Annotated in this window: 17 protein-coding genes, 1 tRNA gene and 1 pseudogene; 7 read left to right on the plus strand and 12 right to left on the minus strand. The window is 65.6% G+C overall.

The features are described from left to right. Window positions 1-9: 9 nt before the first annotated feature. The 6 genes from R2834_01305 to R2834_01330 form a co-directional block, all read right to left on the minus strand. Window positions 10-1,701: a hypothetical protein gene (locus R2834_01305; protein ID MEZ4698939.1), complete on the minus strand. Its 1,692-nt coding sequence runs from the start codon at window positions 1,699-1,701 to the stop codon at window positions 10-12. Window positions 1,702-1,803: 102 nt separating this feature from the next. Then, window positions 1,804-3,720, minus strand: coding sequence for a choice-of-anchor D domain-containing protein (locus R2834_01310; GenBank protein MEZ4698940.1), 1,917 nt, complete (start codon window positions 3,718-3,720; stop codon window positions 1,804-1,806). Continuing rightward, complete coding sequence (locus tag R2834_01315; protein ID MEZ4698941.1) at window positions 3,608-4,984, minus strand: VCBS repeat-containing protein; 1,377 nt, start codon at window positions 4,982-4,984, stop codon at window positions 3,608-3,610. Before R2834_01315 ends, R2834_01310 begins: the two co-directional genes overlap by 113 nt. Then, window positions 4,981-5,994: a tetratricopeptide repeat protein gene (locus R2834_01320; protein MEZ4698942.1), complete on the minus strand. Its 1,014-nt coding sequence runs from the start codon at window positions 5,992-5,994 to the stop codon at window positions 4,981-4,983. The genes R2834_01315 and R2834_01320 overlap by 4 nt, the downstream gene beginning before the upstream one ends. Window positions 5,995-6,219: 225 nt before the next feature. Further along, window positions 6,220-6,894, minus strand: a complete 675-nt coding sequence (locus tag R2834_01325) for a response regulator transcription factor (protein ID MEZ4698943.1) — start codon at window positions 6,892-6,894, stop codon at window positions 6,220-6,222. 123 nt (window positions 6,895-7,017) lie between these two features. Then, on the minus strand, window positions 7,018-9,972 hold the full coding sequence (locus R2834_01330) for a glycosyl hydrolase (protein ID MEZ4698944.1): 2,955 nt from the start codon (window positions 9,970-9,972) through the stop codon (window positions 7,018-7,020). Window positions 9,973-10,460: 488 nt separating this feature from the next. Between R2834_01330 and R2834_01335 the strand changes: the two are divergent. Beyond that, a pseudogene (locus R2834_01335) lies at window positions 10,461-10,553 on the plus strand (DUF1232 domain-containing protein). A 114-nt stretch (window positions 10,554-10,667) separates the two neighbouring features. Here the strand turns inward: R2834_01335 and R2834_01340 are convergent. The 4 genes from R2834_01340 to R2834_01355 form a co-directional block, all read right to left on the minus strand. Then, on the minus strand, window positions 10,668-11,369 hold the full coding sequence (locus R2834_01340) for a c-type cytochrome (GenBank protein MEZ4698945.1): 702 nt from the start codon (window positions 11,367-11,369) through the stop codon (window positions 10,668-10,670). Between the two features lie 32 nt (window positions 11,370-11,401). Continuing rightward, window positions 11,402-12,364, minus strand: a complete 963-nt coding sequence (locus R2834_01345; protein ID MEZ4698946.1) for a TIM barrel protein — start codon at window positions 12,362-12,364, stop codon at window positions 11,402-11,404. Between the two features lie 253 nt (window positions 12,365-12,617). Continuing rightward, window positions 12,618-14,861, minus strand: coding sequence for a S46 family peptidase (locus tag R2834_01350; protein ID MEZ4698947.1), 2,244 nt, complete (start codon window positions 14,859-14,861; stop codon window positions 12,618-12,620). A gap of 68 nt (window positions 14,862-14,929) precedes the next feature. Then, window positions 14,930-17,077 (minus strand): S46 family peptidase, encoded by a 2,148-nt coding sequence (locus R2834_01355; protein MEZ4698948.1) that lies wholly within the window; start codon window positions 17,075-17,077, stop codon window positions 14,930-14,932. A 148-nt stretch (window positions 17,078-17,225) separates the two neighbouring features. Between R2834_01355 and R2834_01360 the strand changes: the two genes are divergently transcribed. Beyond that, window positions 17,226-17,307: transfer RNA gene (locus R2834_01360), tRNA-Leu, on the plus strand. Window positions 17,308-17,324: 17 nt separating this feature from the next. Here R2834_01360 and R2834_01365 read toward each other — a convergent pair. Beyond that, window positions 17,325-18,245, minus strand: a complete 921-nt coding sequence (locus R2834_01365) for a DUF4835 family protein (protein ID MEZ4698949.1) — start codon at window positions 18,243-18,245, stop codon at window positions 17,325-17,327. Window positions 18,246-18,405: 160 nt separating this feature from the next. Here R2834_01365 and R2834_01370 point away from each other — a divergent pair, with 160 nt between their 5' ends. From R2834_01370 to R2834_01390, 5 genes are all read left to right on the plus strand, one after another. Continuing rightward, window positions 18,406-19,257, plus strand: coding sequence for a hypothetical protein (locus tag R2834_01370; protein ID MEZ4698950.1), 852 nt, complete (start codon window positions 18,406-18,408; stop codon window positions 19,255-19,257). Window positions 19,258-19,373: 116 nt separating this feature from the next. Beyond that, entirely contained in the window at window positions 19,374-19,643 is a 270-nt protein-coding gene (locus tag R2834_01375; protein MEZ4698951.1) for a hypothetical protein, read from the plus strand. 51 nt (window positions 19,644-19,694) lie between these two features. Beyond that, window positions 19,695-21,779, plus strand: coding sequence for a hypothetical protein (locus tag R2834_01380; GenBank protein ID MEZ4698952.1), 2,085 nt, complete (start codon window positions 19,695-19,697; stop codon window positions 21,777-21,779). A 59-nt stretch (window positions 21,780-21,838) separates the two neighbouring features. Further along, the gene (locus R2834_01385; protein ID MEZ4698953.1) at window positions 21,839-22,225 is read left to right on the plus strand and encodes a response regulator; all 387 of its coding nucleotides are present in this window, start codon (window positions 21,839-21,841) and stop codon (window positions 22,223-22,225) included. 5 nt (window positions 22,226-22,230) lie between these two features. Further along, complete coding sequence (locus R2834_01390) at window positions 22,231-22,599, plus strand: hypothetical protein (GenBank protein ID MEZ4698954.1); 369 nt, start codon at window positions 22,231-22,233, stop codon at window positions 22,597-22,599. Here the strand turns inward: R2834_01390 and R2834_01395 are convergent. Continuing rightward, window positions 22,580-25,228 (minus strand): M56 family metallopeptidase, encoded by a 2,649-nt coding sequence (locus tag R2834_01395; protein ID MEZ4698955.1) that lies wholly within the window; start codon window positions 25,226-25,228, stop codon window positions 22,580-22,582. The two genes, R2834_01390 and R2834_01395, sit on opposite strands and share 20 nt — an antisense overlap. Window position 25,229: the final 1 nt, after the last annotated feature.

The following is a 25,229-nucleotide window of genomic DNA, read 5'->3' on the forward strand; positions in this document are numbered from 1 at the left end:
TCTCACGATCTAGTGTTGGATACGTAGTTCAATGCGGTCGGCGTCCTGCTGAAGCGGCTCGATGTCTCGCGTGACGCGTACGGTGACTTTGCGCAGGAATTTCTGCACGTAGACTTTGCGCCGGTTGGACGCATGGCGTTCGCCCTGCTGATCGGTCCAGTACAGGCGGTACTGATAGACCCCCGGTGCAATCACGGTGCCGGTATCGTCCAGCCAGTCCCATGCCAGCTCATCGGGCAGCTGCCCGCTGCCGGCAAACGTCTTCACGGTGTTCCCCTCGGCATCGTCGACGCGCACTTCCCAGCCGGTGGCGACGCCATCCTGGTTGGCGCCGAGGAAGTACAGCAGGGTGCTGGCCGGTTCGAGCACGAGCGCGTGTTCTTCGGGCAAAAAGCTGGATTGCGTGGCGCGTTCGAGCGTCGAGTCGGCGGGGGCGGGCACAATCTCGACGCGGTCTCCGGGGATGCCCTGGCCGACCAGGCGGTTGCGCACGCCGGTGGCGCGCAGCAGCGCGTCGGCCGGCGCGGTGACGCGCAGTGTTCTGGAGTCGTCACGTCCCACAACGCGTCCGGCTTCCCGCACTGAGGCTTCATATTGAGACGAGTACGTGCCCGTCATCACCACGCGGTCGTTCGGGTCTTCGATCGGCGCCGGCTCGGTGGGCTGCACCCGCGCCACGCGGACCGAATCCAGCGCGCCGAGGTCGGCTTTCGAGAGCTGCCGCAACGCCGCCTCCGGGATGTCGCTGTCGATCTCACGGACGATGACCTGCTCGTAGTAGCGCAGGTAGTCGCTCGTGGCGCTGGTGTACACCCGCGGCCGCAGCACCGGGTCGAGCGTCGGCAGATCGGTCGTATAGAGCAGTGCCGGCGGCATGATGGGATCGGGCAGATCGGGCGTGCGGCCGAACTCGTAGACGAGGCTGAACGTGTGCGACCCGTTCGTCGCGCCGCCGAGCGCGCCGAGCGGCAGCTCGTAGCCATAACTCACGCTGATCGGCCCGCCGACATGCAGGAGCCCTTCGAGCCGCGCCTGGTCCAGATCGGTCGTGCTGCTGAAACGAAGGTACGAGCCGGCGAGCGACACGGCCTCCACGCTCCAGCGCGTTTCGGGCCCGTACGCCGTGCCCACCAGCTCGACGAGCGCGCGCATCGGCCCCACGGCGTAGCCCGCGCCGATAAACGGTTCCGGGGCGAGCGTTACGCCATCGCCCACGAGCGAGAGATCGGGGCCGTTGGCATTGCGCACGCCAAGCGCCAGGCTCAACGCCGGCAGCGGCTGCGCGAACGCGCCGAGCGTGGCGTTGATGACGGTCCGGCTGTACCCGCCGGCAAACACGGGGTCAGCCGGATCGAACTCGACAAAGTTGGCGGCGTCGTACGACAGGTTGTAGGCGGCCACCTGCGCCCCCACCGACAGGAACTTGAGAAAACGCGCCGACACGCCGGCGCCGATCGACGTGCGCTGAAAAATCGGACTGTCGAAATACTGCACGAGCATGCCGGCGCCGAACCGGTCCGAGAGCAGGAAAGGCGACGACAGCGCAAAGGCGCCCTGCCGCAACGGGATGCCCCCGGATTCGCCGAAGCCGAGATGGTATGCTTTCGCGCCGAGCGCGAGACGGGCCCGCTGGAACGAAAGGATCGCCGGGTTGGCGAACGCCGCCATCGGGTCTTCCATGCTGACGGAGGGGCCCATCATGGGCTGCTGCGCGCGCGTCACGGCCGGCCACCAGCGCGAGCAGCAGCGTAGCCAGGGTCATGGCGTGAAGGTAGTGCATCCTGTTCATGGCGTCCTCCTCGTCTACCGGGCCAGGGTGATGTGTCCGGTGGCGACGATATCTCGCTCCTCTTCCACCGTGTAGAGGTACACCCCGGGGCGCAGCTCGCGCCCGTCGTCGTCGCGGCCGTCCCACTCCAGCGCGCCATCCACCACCTGGTCGAACGTGCGGAGGAGCCGGCCTTCAAAGCTGAAGATCCGCAGCACGGGTTGCGTCAGGCCGAACTCCGCGATGCGGAAGGCGACGCGGTCGTTGAAGCCATCCTCGTTCGGCGTGAACGGGTTCGGCGCCACCGGCAGGGCGTCAGGAAGCTCGACCTCGAAGGGGCCGAGCACGAAATCGTTGTTGTCCTCGAGGATCTCATCGATCCCGAAGTCGGCGTCGACGCGGAAAACGAGGGTGTAGGTGCCCGGATCGGGGAAATCGACGCTGGCCGTGAAGGTCGTTTCCGCGCCGGCGGCCAGGGCCTCGATCGTCGCAAAATCGACGACCTGATCGTTGCTCCGGATCTCGACCCGGAACGGCTCGCTGACATCCAGGTCGCCGATGTTGCGCACCACGCCGGTGAAGTCGTGGGTCTGGCCGCGTGTGATCGGGTCGGCGAGCCCATCGGTTCGCGCCAGATCGGCGGCAAACAGATCGGGAAGCAACGGACGCACGTCGAAGGGGCCGATACAGACCCGGTTGTTTTCCTCATCGACCTCGAGGATGTCGAGGAGCACGTCAGCATCGAAACACACCTGGTGCGCGCCGGCCTGCGTGAGCGCAAAGCTGCTGCTGGTCAGGCCCGGCAGGATCTCGACGTTCATCCCCGGCGTGACGATATCGCCCACCGGCTCGCTGACGCCGTCGGGGCGCACCAGCACAAACCGGTTGCGGAACGTGTCGGGGACCGGGTAATAGAGGTTTTCGAGATCGGCCAGCACCTGGAGATTGTCGCCGACGCGGAGGCCGGTCAGCGCGAGGCCGGCCGCCACCGCGAGGTTACGCGGGATCAGATCCGGGAGCGGATCCACCGCCTCGGCGCGCAGGAAGACGTAGAACGTATCCCGCCCGCAGAGGTCCACCGTGGCGACGCGGAGCGAATCGAAGTAGACGCCGGCCACATCCGGCTTGAACTGGACGTCAACCGCCTGACGGCCGCCGGCGACGATCGTCTCGGGCGGGATGGGCGCCAGCACCTCGAAAAGCGGACTGCTGGCGAAGAAGCTGCTGAGGTCGCCCGCGATATTTCCCTCATTCAACAGATCGAACGAGCGGACCAGCGAATCCCCCACGACGACCATGCCGAAGTCGAGCGTGTCCGGCGTCGCAGTGAACCGCGAGGACACGCCGCGCCCCACCAGCGGCACGGTGACCTCCACGATGCTCTGCTGCGCGTCGAGGCCGCACAACTCCGCCAGGATGCGCGTGCGCAGCACGAGTTCGGCGACATAGTCTTCCGCCGCGAGCGGCGTGAAGCGGACGGCGATCGATCCGCTCTCGCCCGGCTCGAGCACGAGCGCCGCGGTATCCGGGAAATACACGCCGGCATCCGGGCGCACGCTGACATCGACCGACACCGGGTGGTTGGTGTTGTTGCGGACCTGCACGGTCTGCGTCGAATCCTCATCCACACACAGCTCGCCGTAGGCCAGGACCGGAGGCAGCACGTCCAGCGGCGCCTCGCGCCCACCGATCTTGTAAAAGACCGCGAGGTTGCCGGCGGTGGTGTTCACCACGAGGAGGTCCATGTCGCTGTCCCCATCAACGTCCGCCGCCGTGATGGCGATGGGATTCGCATCCTGGGGCAGCGCACCGGTCTGATAGGCGGCCGGCAGAGCGCGTTCAAACCCCTGGCCGGCGGTATTCAGAATGCCGGATCTCGCCGTCGGCGAGATGGGCGGTGACGACGTCGAGGTCGAAATCCTGCCCCAGCCCTCGAAAGGCCCCGAGGGCATCCGTGCTGTCGATGTCGGCCACGACGAGCGCCAGCGCCTGCGACGAGGTGGAATCGACCGGCAATGCCTGCGAAAGCTGGAGCGCCGCGCCGTTGCCGGTATTTTGCAGGACCACCACGTTGCGCGAATCCTGCGCCGAGACGACCAGATCGAGCCGCGCATCCCCGTACCGGGTCGTGTCCGCGCTGAGCACGTCGGCGGCTTCGATGGCCGCCGGCGAAAACGGCAGCGGCGTCGTCACGGTCGGCTCGAAAGCGCCGGTGCCGTCGTTGTGGAGGTAATCGAGACGCTGATCGCCGAGGCTGGCGGCGTAGAGATCGAGAAACCCGTCGTTATCGAAGTCGCCCGCGACGAGTCCCGCCGGCGAGGCGCCCACGTCGTACACCGCCGGCGGCGCAAACGTGCCGTCGCCGTTGTTGAGATGGACATAGATCTGATCGACGCCGAACGCCGAGACGGCGATATCCTGATCGCCATCGTTGTCGAAATCCCCCACCGCCGTGCGCACCGGCCGTTCGCCGGTGTCGAGGGTCTGCGTGCTGAACAGGCCGTTGCCGTCGTTGAAGACCAGCGTGAGCGTGCTTTCGAGCAAATTGCTGACGACGAGATCGACTGCCCCGTCGGCGTTCCAGTCTCCCCCGGAAATCGCGTACGGCCCCGAACCGACCCGCACGTCGATCCGCTGGCTGTACCGGCGCGGCCGGCTGCCCTGGTTGAGGTAGATGGCGATGGAGTTCGAGCCGCTGTTGGCGACGACGGCATCGGGCAGCAGATCGCCGTCGAGATCGCCGGCGTAAAGGTGCACCGGCGCATCGCCGGCGCCCAGGCTGAACACATCGGGGCCCTCGAACCGGCCGCTTCCGTAGGCCGCCGCGGGCACGAACTGCCATTGAAACGGCGCCTGCGAAGCCCCCGACAGCGCCCGGATGCCCGACACGGTCACGGACACCCGCTCGCCCTCCCGCATGGCGCAGGGCAGCGTGTAGATGACGGTCAGCGTGGCCTCGTCGTACGAGAGCGTGCCTTCATAGAGCCCGCCCTGGCTTCCGTAGACCCGAAAGACGGCGCCCGAAAAGCTGGTCGTGTCGATCGGCGTGTCGTAGGTCAGCCGGATCGGTTCGTAGGGCAGCACGTTGGCCGAATACGGCGTCGGCTGCACGAACGCCGGCACCAGACCCTGCGCGGCGGCCGGCAGACTGCCCAGAAACGTGATGGCGAGGGCCAGCAGCGCGAACGAGGTGGACGAAAGACGGCGGGGACTCATAATTCACCCTCCATCCGCGCGAGCTGTGCGCGAAAGTGTTGCACGTGTTCGGTGTCGCCCACCTTCTCGTACGCCAGGATCAGGTTGCTCACGACATCGCGGTCTTCCGGCCGGCGTTCGTGGAGCAGCACCCCCACGCTGATGGCCCGCGAAAAATCCTCGACGGCGAGGTACGATTCACACAGGATCTTGAGCACGTCCCAGTCCGGCTGCGCGTGATCGGCCAGCACCTGCAGATGCGGCAACGCCTCGGCATACTTCTGCCGGTTATAGAGCAGGAAGGCCAGATTGCGCTCGTCGGCGTGGGTGTGGCCGCCATCGACCAGTGCGCGATAGTGGGCCTCGGCCTCATCGTACTGGGCGAGCTTTTCTTCGACGAAGGCCAGACGCCGCAGTCCGGGGCGGAAGGTCGGATCCATCTCGTGCACTTTCCGGGCATAGCCGATCGCCTGTTCGTAGGCGCCCTCGAGGGCGGTCAGTTCGGCGAGGTTGTTCCAGACCTCAAAATCGGTCTCATCGAGCTGCACGGCCGCTTCGTAGGCCGCGATGGCGGACGCCCGGTCGCCGGCCTGTACCGAGGCGTGTCCGAGCGCCCGAAAGGCATCCATCGACTCGGGATTGATCTGCGTGGCGTCGTCGAAATGGGCGGCCGCTTCAGGAAACGACTTGCTGGCGTAGGCGCTGGCGCCGCTGGCCATCGCGTTGCGAAAGGCAGATTCGAGCAGGAACGCGATCTGCTCGTTGTAGCGGGCCGTGCGGACGCTGGCCTGCTCGAAGGCGGCATGCGCGCCGGCGAAATCGCCCTGCTCCAGCCGGATGCGGCCGAGGAGAAAGTGGGCCTCGGTATTGGCCGGCCGCGTCGTGGCGACGTGCTCCGCCGCCTGGCGCGCCTCGTCCAGATTCCCGACACGTTCGTGGTAGGCGACTTCCCGCATCAGGGCGCTGTCGCAGCCCATCGCCACCCCCATGACACACAGCAGGAGCGACGCGAGATAAACTTTATCCAACAAGGCGAGCCTTTTCAGCTAGACCGGGGGGCGCAGAAGGGGGTGGTTGCCCGCGTCTGGCCGACAAGGGATCGTCGGCAGACGTTGCTCCGGAATGGATTGGAAACGTACGAACAGGGCCCGGGCCGGCATGGCGTGAAGCACAATGTGCCGGCCGAGCGCCGTTCTTTCCATCGACAAATAGTATGCCGAAAAGAGGTGCGTATCAGAACGATGAGGAGGGGCCGCTCAGCCCTTGTCCACCAGCCCCTGCTGCCACGCCCAGGCCGTCGCCTCGGCGCGGGAGCCGAGCTCCAGCTTCGTATAGATGTTGCTGACGTGTTTCTTGACCGTGCTCTCGGCGATGAACAGCTCCTCGCCGATCTGCACGTTGTTGTACCCGCGGGCCATGAGTTTGAGGACCTCGATTTCGCGCCGGCTGAGTTCCTCCATCGCGGGATCGGTTTTGGCCGTCCCGCCCCGCCGCTGTTTCATCATCGCGGCGGCCACTTCCCGGCTGAGCCACCCTTCCTCGCCCCGGGCGACGCCGCGCACGGCGGCGACGATGGTTTCGAGCGACTCCTGCTTGGTCAGGTAACCGGACGCCGCGCCGCTCTCGAAAAGACGCTCCAGGTAGTCCTCGTTTTCATGGGCGCTCAGGACGAGGATGCGGATGGTGTCGTCCGTCTCGCGCAACTGCCGCGCGACATCCACGCCGGACATGTCGGGCATCTCCATGTCGAGCACGAGGAGATGGGGTTTGAGGTCGCGCGCGAGCCGCAAGGCGTCGCGGCCGTTGTCGGCCTCTGCGATGACGGTGATATCCCGCTCCTGTTCAAGCCGCATACGGATCCCCGCGCGCAGCGGCGGATGATCGTCCGCCAGCACCACGCGGATCGGCGCCAAATCTTTTTCTGGATGCATGTACTGGTTCGCGCGTCAGCTTTTGTTACGTACTGCCTAGTCTGGGCGGGCCTCTATCCAACAATGCAAAAAATAGGACTTCAGAACGACACCGACACGTTTTTTATTTGCCGGCGTCGGCGCCTAACGCCCCGATGTCCGGGCGTTCGGCGCGGCAATCTTCAGCGATCCCCGAGCGGTCGCGCCGGCGCGCGCGACCTCCACCGTATACGTGCCCGCAGGAAGATACGTCTTCCCGTTGTCCGAGGCCGTGGGCCGTTCCTCCCCTTCCGATGGCGCTTCCCGCGCCCATCGCTCGACGGTTTCAGGCGCAATCGAGGCGTCGTATACCGGATAGTTCAGCCCGGCTTCCGCCTCGTCCCGCAGTACGGCCAGCTCCTCGTCCGCCTCGCCCAGGATGCGGATCGTCGCCGGGCCGGCCTCGCGGCTGTAATAGCCCAGCCGTATCTCAGGCTCGCTCGGCTCACTCCACATGGAAAACGATTGGCCCCACCGATCCGACGCGGTCACCCCCTCCACGGCAAATAGATGCACCTCTTCTTCCAATAACGGCTCTCTGAGTTGGCGGATGTGCGCCAGGCTGCCCACGTAGAGCGAACGCCCGTGCGTACCCACCACCAGCTCCTGCTCCCGCTCCTGCACGGCCAGGTCGTGGACCGGCGCATGCGGGATCCCGCGGTTCATTGCCATAAACGTCGCACCGCCATCCAGGCTCACGTACAGGCTGTGATCGGTGCCTACGTAGAGGAGGTCGGGATTGACGGCGTCTTCCAGCACCACGTTCACGGCCTCGGCGGGCAGCGCGGAACCGAGCCGCCGCCAGGTCGCGCCGGCGTCGTCGGAGCGGTAGACGTACGGGGTGAAATCGTCATAGCGATACCCGTTCAGCGAGACATACACGCGGTTCTTGTCGTGATGCGAGGCCTCGACGCGGCTGACCCACAGGCCTTGCGGCAGCCCGTCCGAGATCCGCGTCCACGTGACGCCGCCGTCGGGCGATCGATAGACGAGCCCGTCGTCGCTGCCGGTATACAACAGGCCGAACTGGAGCGGCGACTCGTCGATCGTGGTGAGCGTCCCGTAGGGCACGTCGCCCGGTTTGCCGCCCAGGGTCAGATCCCCCGAAATGGTCGTCCAGTCGTCCCCCTGGTTGAGCGAGCGATGCAATTTGTTCGACCCCATGTACAGGATATCCTGGTTATGCCGGCTCAGCAGGATGGGTGTCTGCCAGTTGAACCGCAGCGGCCGCTCACCCAGCACATGCGTCGGACGCAGCCGCGCGCGTTTCCCCGTGCTGCGTTCGATGCGCGAATAGAAACCGAACTGCGAGCCGGTATACACGATGTCGTTCGTGCGGGTGTCTACCTGGACCTGCATCCCGTCGCCGCCGAGCAGCGATTTGTACGGATATTCGCCCCGCATCCGCCACCGCAAGCTGGCCTCGTAGGTACTCGGGCCGACCCACACGCCGTTATCCTGCAGACCGCCATACACGTTGTAGGGTCTGGCGTCGTCGACCGTAATCGCATAAAATTGCCCCACCGCCGGCGTGTTGGCGTTCACCCAGTTCTTGCCGTCGTCGAACGAGATATTGACGCCGCCGTCGTTGCCATTGAGGAGATGGCCGGGGCGCGTCGGACTCACCCAGAGCGCCTGATGGTCGGAATGGACGTTGTCGCCGTGGATCGCCTCGAACGTCTTGCCGCCATCCGACGAGGCGATCAGCGGGACGCCCAGCACGTAGATGCGGTCGGCATCGTGCGGCGCGACGCGTATTTCGCCAAAATAATAGCCGTACGTATAAAACAGGTCGTCGATGTAGGCGTCATGCGTGCGCCGCCAGGAGGCGCCGGCGTCATCCGACCGGTATACCTCGGCGCCGGTGACGTCGGTATCGAACAGCTGCGCGTTCGCATCCTCCAGATACTCGACGAGCGCGCGAGGCAGGTAGACGCCGTCCCGGACCTCCTCCAGGACGCTTTCGCCGGTATAGCGCTCCGGAAAGCCGTTGTCACGCAGGTAGGCGTCGACCGAATCCGCTTCGAGTTCGAGGAACGCGTCGCGGCTCATGTCGCGCAGCGCATCTCGCGTGAGGCCGGCTTCCGCTTCCGCCTCGGCCTCTTCATCCGCCGGCCGGCGGGTCTGGTTGTCGACCACGGCATAGACAATGCGCGGGTTGTCGGGATAGACGGCCAGACCGATCCGCCCGATGCCCTCTCCGCCCGGGAAGCCGCTGCCCGCACCGGATGCGAGCGTCCACGTCTTTCCGCCGTCGATGCTTTTGTAGATGCCCGATGTCGCACCGCCCTCGACAAAATCCCAGGCCGACCGCGTGCGGTGCCACATGGCCGCATAGAGCACCTCGGGATTGCCGGGATCGACAGCCAGATCGATGGCCCCCGTCGTGTCGTCGATAAACAGCGTCCTCGTCCACGTCGCGCCGCCGTCATCGGAGCGATACACGCCCCGCTCGGCGTTGGGAGAATAGAGGTGCCCCGACGCCGCCACCCAGAGGGTATTGGGGTCTGTGGGATGCAGCACGATCCGCCCGATACGATGGGTTTCTGCGAGGCCGCGATGTGTCCAGGTCTTGCCGCCGTCGTCGCTGCGGTAGATCCCCGTGCCGGCATAGGAAGACCGGCTCGCATTTTTTTCGCCCGTACCCACCCAGATGACGCCCCGCTGCCAGTCCACCGCGATGTCACCGATCGTCATGGTCGGCTGATCGTCGAACAGCGGCTCAAACGACGCGCCGTTGTTGTCCGTCCGCCAGAGTCCGCCCGAGGCGTAGGCGACGTAGAACCGGGTGCCGTCGGATGGATCGACGTCGAGGTCGACCACGCGCCCGCTCATCACGGTCGGCCCGATATTCCGGAAGGCGACGTTGTTCACGAGGGACGACGCCTCCAGCGCCTGACGGGCATCGCGCGCAGCAAGCCGCTCGCCGGCCGGCGTGGGCGCATGCACGTTTGCTTCGGCGGCGCGGCTCGAGCGGCGCTGGGCCTCCGCCGGCGGCGCGGCGCACAGCGCAACGAGGACCAGGATGAGCCAGAAACTGCGGAACGGATTGGATTTCATCGAGCGAAAGAGTCCTGTGCGGCGAATGATCGCGGAATGCGGGCGTACCCCGTGTCGGCGCCGGCATCTAAGCGGTTACGAAAGGAACAACGCGCATGTGTGGGCTTACTCACGGTGACCTTACGCCACCGACGAAGTGCCCCAAGGATACGATGCAGGAAACACCTTCTCAAGCGCGGCGAAAACGGCCCTGGACCTGGCTGAGCGCGCGTCGTCGTCCAGCCGGCGAGGCGTCGTCCCCCAAGCCCGTTTCGCGCGCCATGCTGGCGCCCTTCAAGCCCTTCCTGCGCCGTAGCATCGGGTCGGCCCAGCGCCTGCTCGGGCGGCGGATGCGTATCTGGGATCTGCTGCGAAAGGCGGTCGACAAGGCCGGCAAGACGCCGGCGCTGCTCCCCCGCTTCCGGCGCGAACTGGGCTCGTTATCCCGGCTCCTGTACCGCTGGCTGCGGCAGGACTACACCGACTTCTCCAAAACCCCGCTGGTACTCGTCATCGCGGGGCTCCTCTATTTCATCAACCCGATGGACCTGATCGTCGACCTGATCCCCGGCATCGGGTATCTGGACGACGCCGCGCTCATCGCCCTGCTCTATCAGTCGCTCCGCCCCGAACTCAAGAAGTTCGAGGAGTGGGAAACGCGCCAGAAGTCGTAGCGCACCGAAGGAGAGGCGGTCGCCGGCCGGCCGGAAGGCGTCTTATTTCAACGTGCGGAGGAAGGCGACTACATTCGAGACATCCGGCTCGGCGTAGTTCTCGAGCAGGGCCTGGTGCTTTGCTCGTCCATCCTTCAACACGCTATTCTGGCGGCTTTCCATGGCGAAGGATGCCGCGCCCTCGAAACGCGCCGGCTGCAGAACCTGTTTGCGCAGCGACGCCGCGTCGTATTTCCCACCGATCCCTGCCAGATCGCCGCGCACGGTGTGGCACGAGGCGCAGTTCTGCTCCACGTACATCCGGCCCGCCGAGGCGTCGCCGGCCGAAGCCGGCGCGGCCATGAGATCCCGATAGCGCACCTCGGCGCGCGCGTAATGGATGTAGGCCGCGATCGCCCGGATCTCGCTTTCGCTCAGATCCGAGAACTGGGGCATCGGGGAGGACTTGGGCGTTTGCGGGATGCCGTTGCGGAGGATCGGACTGATCAGGTTCGCATCGACGTCGGCGCCCACGACGGGCGAAATCCGCAGGTCGGCGGCCTCGCCGACCGGCTTGAGGTACAGGCCGTGGCAATACGCGCAGCCGTAGAGCACGAAGGTCTCCTTGTTATGCTGCATCAGGGGGTCCGGCAGCGGGTCGCCGATATAGGCCTGATCGTAACCGGTCCGGGATTGCGCCTGCAGCGCATCCGCGCCGAGCAAGGCGCTGGCGAGCAGCAGGGATGCCGTAAAAAAGGATCGCATGATCATCTGTCCTCTTCGAATCGGGTGGAAGGTCAGGCGAGGGCCCGTTTGCAGTAGTCGAACATCAGCTGGGTCTCCTCGAGACCGGTCCGCAGCGTCCCATGCTCGAATTCGAGCATCACGACGATGGGCCAGGCGTTGTCCCTGATCAACCGCAGGATCTCGATGATCGGCGCATCCCCCTGGCCAAAGGGCGCGCTGCGTCCCTGGTTCTTTCTCCGATCGCCGAGATGGACGTTCCGCACGCGCTCGTGGTGCTTTTCCAGAAACGCGATACAATCCCCATTGGCCGCCGTGTAGTGCCGCGTATCGAACGTGGCCATGATATCCGGCGAGTACGAAAAGGCCTTGATGAAGCTCTCCTCGTTGTTGATGGCGTCGGGGTCCGACAGGTTGGCGTGGTTATGCACGGACATGAACATGCCGTATTTGCTTGGAAACGACGCCAGCCGCCGCGTGGCCTTCAGTCCCTGGGATCCGATGCACCCTCTCGCGCCGAGGATTTTCGCAGCCCGGAATGTGGCATCGACTTCCTCGTCGGTGTAGTCGATAAACACATTCTGGTAGGACACATCCATATTCACGTAATAGGTGAAGATCTCGATGCCGGCGTCGTCGAATTCTTTCCGTATGGCCTGGTAGTACTCCGCCGGCGCATTCACCCGCCATTCGCGCTGTTTTTCGCGCGCCTCGGCGGGGGAAACGCCGGGCGCGTTGAAGCGGGGCTCGCACCAGGTGGCATGCAGTTCCACCATGCCGAACCCGTTCTGGACCATCCGCCGGACCAGCTCCGGGCGGTTTTCGCGGTTCATCACGAGATCGTGGTAGCAGAACGGCTGGACCCCGAACTGGACGCCGTGGATGAGCGACCGGTTCGGCCCGGCCGGCGCGGCGGCCCAGGCATCCGCGCCGTAGCCGGCGAAGGGCCCCAGCCCGCTCAGTCCGGCCGCTCCGGCGAGTGCCCATTTTGCGAAATCCCGTCTTGTCAGATCCATGGTCGTACGCTCCGTGTTATTGACGTCGGTCGTCCCGCGAGGCGCCGATTCCGCCCCCTGCGACGCCTCTATGTAGGATTCCCGTCCGAAGGATGCAACCGTTACCGAACCCCGGGGCTTCATTTTGCGCGCTTGGGGCCCTTTGTCCGTCTCACGATGCCGCAGAGCGACCGGGCCGAGCACAAAAAAGCCCCGAGCGCTTCTGCGCCCGGGGCCCCAGTTCAAATTCCACGGGTATCGTTGTGGACCGGCCCTACTGCGCCCTGATGGCGTCGGCTTCCTGCTCGGTCGCGGCCATTTGGCCGGCGGTCAGTTCGAGGACGATCCGGTCGGCGTCGTACATCTCGTCGAGCGCCTCGATGATGCCGCGCGCGTCGACCGAAATCGCCCGCGCCGTGTCATCGCTGAACACGTACTCGTTCGGCAGCGACTCGATGTTGCCGTCGAAGATCAACCCCACCACCTCAAGATTCTTGTTGAGCAGCGGCGATCCCGAATTTCCGCCGGTGATGTCGTTGGTCGAAACCAGATTCAGCGGCGTGGAAAGATCGAACGTCGGAGGCCGGCGCTTCCAGCGCTCGGGGAGGTCCCACTCGGACTTCGGGCCATAGGTGACGTAGTGGTCGTAGACGCCGTAGAAGGTCGTGATGATCGGCGCGCGCGTGCCGTTATAGGGATAACTTTTCACGACGCCGTCGGCCAGTCGGAGCGAAAACGTGGCGTCGGGCGGGCTGTTGAAGCCGGCGACCTCGAAACGGGCGCGCGACAGCTGGGCGTTGAGGTTGGACTCGCGGTCCCCGAAGCTCCCGATCTGCTGCCCGAGCGTGAAATACAGCGGCGCCAGCGCATTGATGACTGGCACTGAGACGTCCTTGCTCGACAGGTAGGTCCCATCGAGCATCGCCATGAAGCCGGCGGAGTCCGCCAGCGCCGACGACGCCACGAGCGAATCCGCGAGCGCCTCGGGCGTCATCCCCTGCAGGATGCCGCGCAGCGTCGGGTCGTTGCGTCCGAGGTATTTTTCGATCTGATGCAGCCGCGCGACGATCAGCCCGCGCTCGACCTCATCCGGGTAATCCTTGAGTTCGCCGGCATCCTTCTGCAGGTCGTCCAGCGTCTCCGCCGAGGCGCCGCGCTGTTTGAGGAGCGTATAGGCATAGCCGTACAGGGCGCGCGTGAGGATGCGCGAACCGATGGAGGAGCCGTAATAGGTCAACGCGCCGGCCTGACGCGCGGTAGCCTTCTTCGAGGATTGGACCGCCTGCAGGTCATCGAGCAGCCGGCCGTATTCTTCGTTGAGCTTCGAATCGGCCGCGACGGCACGCTGGAAGTCACGCTCGGCGGCGCGCTTTTTGGCCATCAGCACGGGATCGCGCAGGCCGGCCAGCTGGCCCTCCATCGCCTTGATCGAATTGGACAGCGAATAGTAGGCGTTCCGCAGTTCGCTGTCCTCCTCGGTGTCGCCCTGCGCGTCGAGGTAGGTTTTCATCACGCCGGCGAAGGTTGTCAGGACTTCAAGCTGCTGCGGCAGGTCGTAGTCACGCTCGTACTCGAGCTGGCTGACGGTATTGAGCCGGCTCGTCGACCCCGGGTTGCCGACCACGAACACCGGGTCGCCCTCTGTCACGCCGGCGGTGCTCCAGGGGAAAAAGTACTCGGTCTCGATCGGCGTCCCGTCCGGCGCATAGACGCGGAAAAACGACATATCCAGCGAATACCGCGGGTAGGTGAAGTTGTCCGGGTCGCCGCCGAACTTGCCCATGAGCAGTTCGGGCGCGACGACGAGGCGCACATCGCTGTAGCGCTTGAACGTATAGGCCGAATATTTCCCGCCGTTGTAGAGCGAGACGATCTGGACGAGACGGGTCGTATCCTGTCCCTTCACATCACGTGTCATGCGTTCCTCCAGTGCGTCGATCGCACGCTCGCGCGCATCGGCCTCCTCCTCGTCGTTCTGATAGTCGGGGATGCCGTCCGTCACCTTGTCGGTGACATCCGTGATCATCAGCAGCTGGTCGACATACAGACCCTCCACCTTCCGTTCTTCCTGGAGCGACGGGGCATAAAACCCGCGATCGAGCAGCGCCTCACCGGGCCGGCTCACCTTGGTGATGCTCTCCCGGGCGCAGTGGTGGTTCGTCATCACGAGGCCGCGGCGGGAGACAAACGACGCCGAACAGTTTTCGCCAAAGCGGAGGGCGGAGCGGCTGGCGACTTCGAACCACTGGTCGCTCAGCTCCAGTCCGTAGGCTTCCTTGAAATAGGCGAGCGGCGGGTTGTCGAACGTCCACATCTTGCCGCCGTCGAACCGGCCCGCCTGGATGGTGTCGGCGGGAGCCGCCGGCGCCGTGGCGGCCGGCTGGTTTCTGGGCGTCGCGTTCTCCGTCGGCGCCTTCGGCCGCTCGGTGATGACCGCCATTTCGCTGGTCGTGGTGGCGCAGCCGCCGGCCAGGGCCCAGGCGAAGACGATGAAGAGGAACCGCGCGGATGATTTCATATCACTGATCCGGATCATAGCACTACGTAACAATCGATGTCTTGGAAGGCCGTCGGATGCGGCCCGCGTCAACGAAGGCTTCCCAGCCGGCGGTCGGCTTCGTCTTCGGTGGGGACGAGTTCGTCTTCGGTCAGTTCGAGCACGATGCGATCCGCATCGTAGATCTCATCCAGCGCCTCGAGGATGCCGCGGGCGTCGACGGCGACCGAGCGGTTTTTCTCGGGTAGATAGATGAACTCGCCGGAGAGGCTCTCAATATTGCCGTCGAAGATCAGTCCGACCAGCTCCAGGTCCTTGTTCAGCACCGGCGAGCCCGAGTTGCCCCCGATGATGTCGTTCGTGGACGCGAAGTTCATGGGCACGCCCATATCGAACGTCGCCGGCGGGTTGAGCCAGCGCTGCGGGAGGTCCCACGCGCTGCCGGCGCCGTAGGAGTAGTAGTGGTCGTAGAGGCCGTAGAAGCTGGTGAACGGCGAGGCATAGGTGCCGTTGTAGGCATAGCCGTCGACGATACCGTCCGCGATGCGGAGCGAAAACGTGGCGTCCGGCGGGACGTCCGTGCCGTACACCGCAAACCGGGCGCGCCCGAGCTGGCTGGCGAGTTCGGTTTGCCGGGCGCTGAGGCCGGCGAACCCGCTCTGGAAATCCCGATAGCGCTGGACGAAGGTCCCGACCATGGCGACCGCCGGGTCATCCATCGACAACGTGCCCTCGTCGAAGGCCCGCGCGGCCTGATCGGCCGTGGCGAGGGCCGAGGCCTGCATGAGCGCGCGCGCGCGCTCGGCCGGCGAGGCGCCCGCGAGGATGCCGGCGACGGCCGGGTCGTCGGCGCCGAGGTAGGTCATGAAATCCTGCAGACGGGCCGCGAGCAGTTCACGCGCCAGCATCTCGGGCTGGTCGGCGATGCCTTTGAACTGGGTTTCGAGGGCGGCCAGCGCCGCCGGCTCCTGCCCGCCGGCGCGTCGCTCGAGATAGGTATAGGCCGTCACCGCCCGCCGCATCAACGCCGACGAGTAGGCGCCGCTCGTCAGGGCGAAGAAGGCGCCGTATTCGGCCGCGAATTCGCGCAGCTGTTCCTGCGTGGCGGCCATGGCTTCGATGGCGCCGCCGTATTCCGCCGCGAGGGCCGGATCCGCCTTGATCGCCGCGGCGAAGGCGCGTTCGGCGTCCTTCTTCCGGGCGATGATCATCGGGTCCGCGAGGGCCGCCTGCTGGCCGGTATAGGCTTTCTGGGCGTTAAGCAGGGAGAAGATCTGATTGCGCGTCGCGGGATCATGCTGGGACGGGGGCACCGACGCCTGATAGCGCTGGAGCGCGCCCAGCCGGCTCGTGATAAACGCAAGCAGATCCTTGTCCGTCACGTCGCGGCGGAGCGCAAGCTGCGCCACGGTCTCCAGGCGGCTGGTGCTTCCGGGGTTGCCGATCACGAACACCGGGTGGCCGGGCTGCACACCTTCGAGGCTCCAGGTAAAATAGTGCTCGGTTTCGAGCGGCTCGCCGGTATCGCCGTAGACGCGGAAGAACGTCATGTCGAGGGCGTAGCGGGGAAAGGTAAAGTTGTCGTCGTCGCCACCGTAATAGCCCATCTGCAACTCGGGGGTCATGACGAGCCGGACATCCGTGTAGCGGTGGAAGGTGTACGCCGCGTACCGGCCGCCGTGATAAAGCGGCGTGATCTCCACGACGATGCCGGCGTCGGCGCCGCCGGCCTCGGTGGTGATGCGGTCTTTGATGCGCTCGATCGCCTCGTCCCGCGCCGCGGCCTTTTCGGCGTCGGTTTCCATCCCTTCCTGGGCGGCATACACGTCATCCGTCACATCCGCGATGGCGATCATCTGATCGGCATAAAAGCCGGGCACCTGCCGCTCTTCCGCGAGGGACGGCGCATAAAATCCTTCATCGAGCAGGTTTTCGCCGGGCTGTGTCACCTGCGCCACGGGGCCTCGCCCGCAGTGGTGGTTGGTGAGCACGAGGCCGGTCGAACTCACGAACGAGGCCGTGCACCCGGGGATGCGGAGGGCGCCGAGACGGGCGCGATCGAACCAGTCGTCCGTCGCCTCGAAGCCATAGGCCTCCTCGAAGTAGTCCGCCGGCGGATAGTCGAAGGTCCACATCTTGCCGTTGTCGAACCGGCCGGCCTTCATCGGGTCGGTTTGCGGCGTCTGGGCGAACCCTGTTGCGGGGATCGCGATCAGCGCCAGTACGCCCAGAAGCACGGCTGTGCCTCCGCTGATTCCTCTGATCATAGCTTCGAATGCATGGTGGGATGTTAAATCAAATCCGACGCGCCCGCGCGCGCCGTTCTCCACGGTCTCAAAAGGAACCTCGGAGGGCTTAGTGCCATATCAGTTTTCGCTTTTTTTTGCGAGAGTGGCGGAATTGGTAGACGCGCTAGACTTAGGATCTAGTTCCGCATGGAGTGGGGGTTCGAGTCCCCCCTCTCGCACCCTCCCTCCGGTTGCGCTAATTCACCAGCTTGTCGTATTTGGACAGGTTGGCCGGGTCGACGCGCCGCAGCACATCGTACGCCTGCGAACTGAGCGGTGAGTCGTCGAAGACGGCCGCGATTTCTTCTGCCTTGCTCGTAAAAAACAGGTCGAACACATACGATCGGGACATCTCGTCGTACAGATCGTCGAGGCTTTCGATCGCGGACAGAATGCTCGACCGGGCCACTTCCGTCTCGGAGACGAAGGCGTCCAGCCCGTCGTAGTGATAATCGAAGTATACCTGCCGTAGCGGCTTGAACCGGGGGTCCAGCACCTGCTCGATCAAATCTTTCCGGCCCCGGTTGTCCCCGAGATCCGACCAGCCGATCGCGCCCTGCGACTCCGCCAGCGCGGCGATGCGTCGCGCGCGCTCGAAATAGGGGGTACCGCCAAACGCCGAAAACGTGTCGTAGTCGTAGCCCAGCATGATGTAGGCGTAGAAATCGAGCACCGACGTCAGGGGGTCGAACCGCTCCAGGTCGTGCGTGAGCGGCGTGCCCTGGGCGTAGTTGAACTGCCAGCTGGCATCGCTGATCTGGAGCACGGTGGAGACCTGCGGCACCCCGTAAATGGGACGCCGGCTCGATAACACAAGCCGAGCCTGGAAGCTGGTCAGCGTGATCGCCTCCTCGAAAATGACCTGCATGAAACAGTCGATGCGCTCGATGTCCTGAAACCGGTCCTGCGTGAACGGCCGCTCGTTCATGTAGAGCTCGATCTGCTCATCCAGCTCTTGCAGAAAGGTGAAGTCGGAGCCCGTGATCTGGGCGATGGAGACGCTGACCTGGCAGTTGAACTCTTGCGCGCGGGAGGATGGGGATGCAAGGGCCCACAGCGCGAGGATCAGCCAGAGGCCGTTCAGGCGCGTTGAAACACGACGGGCTGCGTTCGACATGCGGTTGCGATGGGCTTGCGAATCAGATTCGTGGCTGTTACGAGCGAATGAGGGTGCTGTTTCCGCACCGAAAGGGCATTTAGCGGGTTGCACGGTACGCCGGCACACGTAAAAACGTCTTGAAGGATAAACGCGTCACCCTCACCGATCGTATGCGCGCATGCCCCTTCGTTGCACCCGGCCCTCCTTCGCCGGGTTGATCCTCCTCCTTGCCCTGTGGCTGAGCGCCTCGCCAGTCGCCGGCCAGCCGCTCCGCGAAGGCCCCGCCAGCGCCGCACTCGGCGGAGCGGCCACCGCGCTCTCAGGCGACGTCTGGGGCGTTGCCAACCCGGCGGCCTGGGCAGGACTGGCCGGCGTCCACGCCGCGGTCGTCGCCTCCGAAGGGTACGGCCTTTCGGCCCTCCGCTCCGGCGGCAGCGTGTTCGCAATGCCCGTGGGCCTCGCGCATGTCACCGCGAGTGGCGCAACGTTTGGCGACAAGGTCTATCGGGAAACGGCCTGGTCGCTCGGCGTTGCGCGCCCGCTGTTTCCCGGGACGCGGCGCGCGGTGGATGTCGGCGCCAGGCTCACCCTCTACCATCTGGGCATCGACGGCTATGGTGCGGCGCGTGCGATCGGGCTCGCCATCGGCTGGCAGGCCGACATCGGGCCGGCCCTGCGTCTCGGCGCCGCCGCCGAGAACCTCAACGGGCCCTCCTGGATACGCGGCGAACCGCTCCCGAGGCGACTGAGCGCCGGCATCGCCTACACGCCCCGCGACGGCCCGGTGCGACTCCTGCTCGCGATGAAGATGACATCGCGTACCGCTTCGGCCCTCCACGCCGGCGTCGCCTGGCGTCCGCTGGCAGCGCTGGAGCTTCGAGGGGGCGCCGGCGGGAGCCCGCTGCGGCTCAGCGGCGGATTTGCGGTTCGCGCGCCCTGGATTTGCATCGAGGCCGCCGCCGAACACCACGAACTCCTGGGGTGGACGCCCTCGCTGGCCATTCATCTGACGCGTCGCGGCGCGAAATAGCAGTGCGGGTGCGCCAAAAGTCCCGGACGGTCGCGCACGCCGACCTACCCCGCCGGCGGACGCCTTTCGTTAATTAGAGCCATCACCCGCCTCGCTCCCCCCAGCCTCCTGACCCGATGAACCGCACCCTCCTGGCATCCCTCATGGCGCGCACGAAAAACGCGATCTCCCACAAGGCCGGCGTCTTCGCGGCCATCATGTCGCTCTACTGGTTCTTTTATGCCATCGGTGCCTGGTATGCCGCCCGGTTCGAGCCGTTTATGACGACACCCGGCAGCCGGCCGACCTTTCTCTTCGGCGCCACCTTCGCCGTCTGGTTTGTGTCCTTTTTTGCGGCCGTAGCCTATCACCTGATCAAAAATCGTCGCGCCGAACGGTACGCCTGAGCCCGCGAACCTGTCTAGAAGAGGTAGCCCCTTCCCCAACCGGCTACCTCCATGCGCACACCGATCGAGGCCGGCGCCCTGGCGCTGCTGGCCGTCTCCCTCTCCTTCCAACTACCCGCCGCGTCCGTCGCCCAGCCGAACCCGCTGCCGTTCGACGATTGGGACACCCTCCTCGCCACGCTGCCGCCGGACGAAACCGAGGCGGAACACCTCCTGCTATCCTGGCAACGCCTCCTCGAACAGCCCCTCGTGCTCCATCGCGCCGGGGCGGACGAGGTCGACCAGCTCCCCTATCTCTCGCTGGCGCAGCAGACCGCGCTGGCCGCACGCCTCCGGAAGGGCCCTGCCCTGACCTCGCTGGACGAACTGCTTCTGGTGCCGGGCTTCGATGACGCCACCATCGACCGCTTGCGCCCGTTCGTCGCGACCGCATCGCCCGACCCCGCGCCGACGCGCTGGCGGGGCCCAATCCGCGTCGAGTGGCTCCAGCGCGCGAGCCGTGACCTCACGCTCCGACGCGGCTACCGGGCGACCGAGACCGGAAGCGTCCCGTTTGCCGGCTCTCCCGACGCCGTCTACACCCGATTCCGGATCGATCGGGGCGCATTATCCCTGCGGGGCGCGGGCGAAAAAGACGCCGGCGAGGCGTTCCGCTGGGCGCCGGGCGCGCGGCAATACGGTTTCGATCACGTCTCGGGAAGCCTGGCCTATGCCGGTCCGCGCGCGTTGCGCCGTCTGGTGCTTGGCGATTATCTCGTTCAAACTGGATCCGGCCTGTTGCTGGGGCCGCCCTACCGATCGCTCGCCGGCGCGGCGCCGGCGCGGGACCCCGTCGCCTCGGAGTCCGGCCTGAAGCCCTATGGCAGCGCCGGCGAATCCGCGTTCTATCGCGGCGTCGGCGTCGAACTGCACCCCGGCGGCGGGACGCGGCTGCTGCTCTTCGCCTCCCAACGTGCGGTGTCCGCCTCGGTAGATTCGCTGTTCGTGGACGAGGCGCTGCGCCCCACCCTGCGCAGCATCGACCGGACCGGGCTGCATCGGACGGCAGGCGAACGCGCGCGGCGCGGTTCGGCCGGGCAAATCGTCGCCGGCGGGCGCTGGATGATCGAGCGCGGAGGCCTCCGGCTCGGGATGCTGGCCTATCAGAGCCGGCTTACCCTCCCGCTCGAACCGGGACCGGCCCTGCACCAGATCTACGCCGTGCGCGGGCGCATCCAGCGGGGCGCCGGCGTCTATGGCCGGTTTGCGTTGCCGTCCGGGAATGTATTCCTCGAAGCGGGGACGACGGGCGCGAGTGCGTACGGACTGCTCGCCGGCGTGCAGGTGCGCCTGGCGCCGCGTATCGAGGCGCTCTGGCTCGCGCGCCGGTACCCGCCGGCGTTCACGCCGACCCTGGGCAACGCGTTTCGCGCCTCGGGCACGATGGCCCAAAACGAGCGCGGGGTCTACATGGCGCTACAGATCGCGCTCTCGCCCGCACTCGACGTGTCGACGTATCTCGACACGGCTTCCCATCCCTGGGTCGGCGCAACGGTGCCCCTGCCGGCGCGCGAACAGGCGTTTTCTGTCCGACTGAGCCATCGCCCTCACCCCTTTCTGGCATCGTATATCCAGTTTCGGACCACCCGCGGCGAAACCGGTGCCGATCACGTCGATGGCCTCGGGCGCCTGATCGACGGGCTGAGCGATGAGCGGCGGAGCGTGCTTCGGGTGGATGTGCGGTATACGCATAGCCGGAAGGTGCAGCTTGGCGTGCGCGGTGAACGCATCCGAAGCCGCACGCCGGGGGCTTCGCGGGCGCATGAGGGCTTCCTCCTGTATTCCGACGTGCGCTGGTCGCCCTCCGATCGCACGCGGCTCGTGGCGCGGTGGGCTTCCTTCTCCTCCTCAAGTGCAGATACAACCCCCTTCGCGTACGAGGATGACGTATATTCACGCTTTTCTGTCACGCAGTATGCGGGTGTCGGCGATCGGTTTTATATTCTTTTCTCGCGTCGATTGGGGCCCGTACTGTCGATCGACTTCAAATACGAGCAGTCGTCGTATCCGACGATGCGGCGTACAGGGAGTGGCCCGGATCAATTTGAAGGTTTGCTGGCGCGCGCCGTGCGCGTCCAGTTGCGTTTGAAACGATGAAAACAAACCTTGCAATAGCCATGCGGTCCACGTCTGAAGATTTTTCTGATTCCGATATCATGAGTGCACAAGCCGGCTCGAAAACGAGCATCCTGGTGGTCGAGGACAATGTCGATACCCAGATCCTGCTGAGGTATTTTCTGCAGTCCTCCTATCAGATTGCACTCGCCTGCAAGGTGGACGAGGCCATCCAGCTCACGGCGCATACCACGTACAGCCTGCTGCTCATGGATATCCATCTCGGCGAGGAGCGCACCGGCATCGACCTCCTGCATCTCCTGCGCCAGCAGCCGGAATACGCGAAGGTGCCGATCATTGCCCTGACGGCCTACGCCATGCCCGGGGATCGCAACCGGTTCATCAACATGGGATTCGACGGATACGTCAGCAAGCCGTTCACGCAGAAGCAACTCCTCGATACCATCAACCAGGTCCTGGCCGGCTAGCCCCGATGGCCGCCCGCCGCGCATCGCTTCAATCGCGGGGGCGTCCGATTGCTTCCTCGCGTCTCGGACGCTATCTCGCGCCCGACCTCTCCGGCACGATCCGCCAGCTGTATGTCCAGGACGGGCACGTCCGCGCCGTGCTGACGGACGGCAGCTGGCTTGTTTTTATGCAGCAGGAGCTGGGGATCGACGCCCAGACGCTGGCACTGCGTTCAAACGACGGCGCGGTGCAATTCATCGCCGAGCAGATAAAAACGTGGAAGGCCCGGCAAGATAGCCAGGCCTCCCTCTACGAAGTAGATTTGAACGGGACACGCATCGTCGCCACGCCGGCGGCGCTCGCGCATTACGACGCTATTCTTTCTCGCAGCTGAGCGTATCCACCGCAATCCGCGCGCGGCTGTTGACGTCCTTCAGGGCCTCCAGCTTTTCCATCGCCTCCTTGCATTGCACGCCGGCCGGGTTCTGTTCGATGAGCCCGATCAACTCGGTAATTTGAAGCTCCTGCACCTGATCCCGATAGATGACGGCGTCTGCGTTGCCCGATCCACGAATTACCGTGCGCGATTGCAGTCTGGCGATCTCATTCGATAATGCGCCGATCCGGGCCCTCAACTCCTCCACCGATCTCTTAATTTCCTGCTTCTTTTCGGCATCCTGCTCCTGCGTCAGGTGAACCAGCAAATTGTGATAGACCAGCTCCGCCGCCTCCAGATCGCGCTTCACATCCTGCGCGTGCTGCGAGGAGCGGACTTCGAACACCGAACGACCGGAGATGGATTGGGCCTGATACTCGGCCAGCTGGTTTTGAAGCATCTCCGCACGCTGCCGGGAGGCGAAAGTGCGGCTGCTGTCCATCGTGCTTCGAAGGGCATCTAACCGGGCCGCGTTGTAGATGACATCCGCGGATGGAGTGGTGAGCGTGGCCGGCGATCCGGCGCCAACGCTGCCCCAGAAGGCCTTGCCGACCACGGTCGGGCGACCATCCCCCTCGTAATTCAGTTGACTCAGCGCCTGCGCCGCCACGCGCCGCACTTCGACGTCCTCGTCCTCCATCGCGTCCGACAGGGCATCGACGGCCCGGATGTCTCGCATGGCCCCGAGGCTGCGCGCCGCGGCGATCCGCACATCGCGCGACCGGTCGTTGACCAGCACCTCGCTCAGGACCTCGACGGCCTCCTTACCCGGGCGCATCCCGAGCGCACGGACGGCCGTCTCGCGGATGATCGCATCGTCGTCCTGCAGCGCCTTGCGGAAAACGCTCACCGAACCGGCGACGTTGCGGTTGCTGAGCCCCATGAGCGCCTGCCGGCGGACGTCGCGGTCGGCATCGGACAGCGCCGCGGTGAGTCCGGCATTCGCGGCGTCGCCCTCGATCCGGCTCAGCGCGAGCACGGCCTGCCGGCGCACTTCGACGCTCGGGTCGTTGCGCACGACCTCGGAAAACGCGTCGACCATGTCGTCCCCACCGATCTGAGCCAGGGCGACCACCGCATCCCGGCGGATATCGACGTTTTCATCCTTCAGCGCGCTGCGCAATGCCTTGATGGCCTTCTGGCGCGCCACGCGCCGATCCTCGTCGGTGGTGTCCGGGTCGCTCCAGACCACAACCGGCTGCCGGGAGAGCGCTACCTCGATGTCCGCCAGCGATTCGGGCTGGGTAAACAGCCTCGGAACGGACGGCACCTCGGCTACGGCCGGCACTTCGGCCAGGGCGAACTCGCCCGGTGCATCCGCTGCCATCGACACTTCATAGACCTCGGGCTGCCACACCTGCATCGCGGCGAGTGGGAGGATCAGGGCGATGGCGGCCGCCACCGTACCGGCTACCCGTTTCCACGAGGGCGCCTGCCGGTCCCGCCGGTCATCGAGGATCGAAACCACCCGGCCCTCGAGCTGCGAGGGACGCGCCATGGACATGGCCGCCGCCGGCGAGACGAACGCCGAACGGACGGTGCGCGCCAGATCCATCAGATGCGTCGCATAGTCGGTTGCCTTCATCCCGTGCGAGAGCACGCGGTCGTCGCACGCCTTCTCCTGCTCGAGCCGCATCCGGTTCGATGCGCGCCACACAAGCGGGTTGAACCAGTTCACCGCGCAGACCGCGTAGGCGAACGTCTGCGTCGCATAGTCCCAGCGGGCGATGTGCGCGATCTCGTGGAGCAGCACCGAGCGCCGGCGCTCCGCCGGCCAGTCTTCGGCATCCACCGGCAACAGGACCACAGGCCGCCACAGCCCCCAGGTCATCGGCATCGCGATCCGGCCGCTCGTCATCAGCGTCACCGTCCGGCGCAACGCATAGCGTTCCGCGATCTCATCCACCAGATCCTGCCACGCCTCGCCCTCGAGCGGCATCGACCGCTGGCGGAGCCAGAACAACCCCACGATGCCGGAAAGCATCCAGCCCAGAAGAAATACGATGCCACCCAGCCAGGTCAGCAACACCCAGTCCGTCCAGCCCGCGGACCGCACGAACGACAGGAGGGATTCGAGCAGCGGCGCGGCCGTCAAGTCCATCGCCTCCTGCACGACCGGCGCTTCTCTCTCCTGATACAGATAAGCGCTGCCTCCCGCCGGCGGACGCACGATGCGCGCATTCGGCGACACCTCATTCCCCAGCAACGCCGTTACCTCCGGATCCATCGTCGCCCGCGTCGTCTCATCGGCGTTATACACGAAGTACGACTTTCCATTCGCCGGCACGTACGCGATCTCCGCCTCCGCCGGTACCTCCAGCGCGGTCATGGCAGGCTCACCCGGGAGCACCCCCTGCGCGATGAATCCGACCTGAAGCCCGGGAACGACCAGCGGGGCGATGGGAATGAGCAACACCAGCGCCAGCGCGACGCCCCACACGGCGTGTCGCAACGCCGCGGATGACTGCCGCAAGGCATACATCAGTAGGCCGGTCGCGGTGAGTATCAGGGCGCCTTTCAGCGCGTAATCGATGAGCACGACAAACGCCTCACGGGTGAAGGCCGGCGAAAAAAGTGGGCTGTCCATA

The organism is Rhodothermales bacterium (assembly GCA_041391505.1).
Classification (GTDB): domain Bacteria; phylum Bacteroidota; class Rhodothermia; order Rhodothermales; family JAHQVL01; genus JAWKNW01.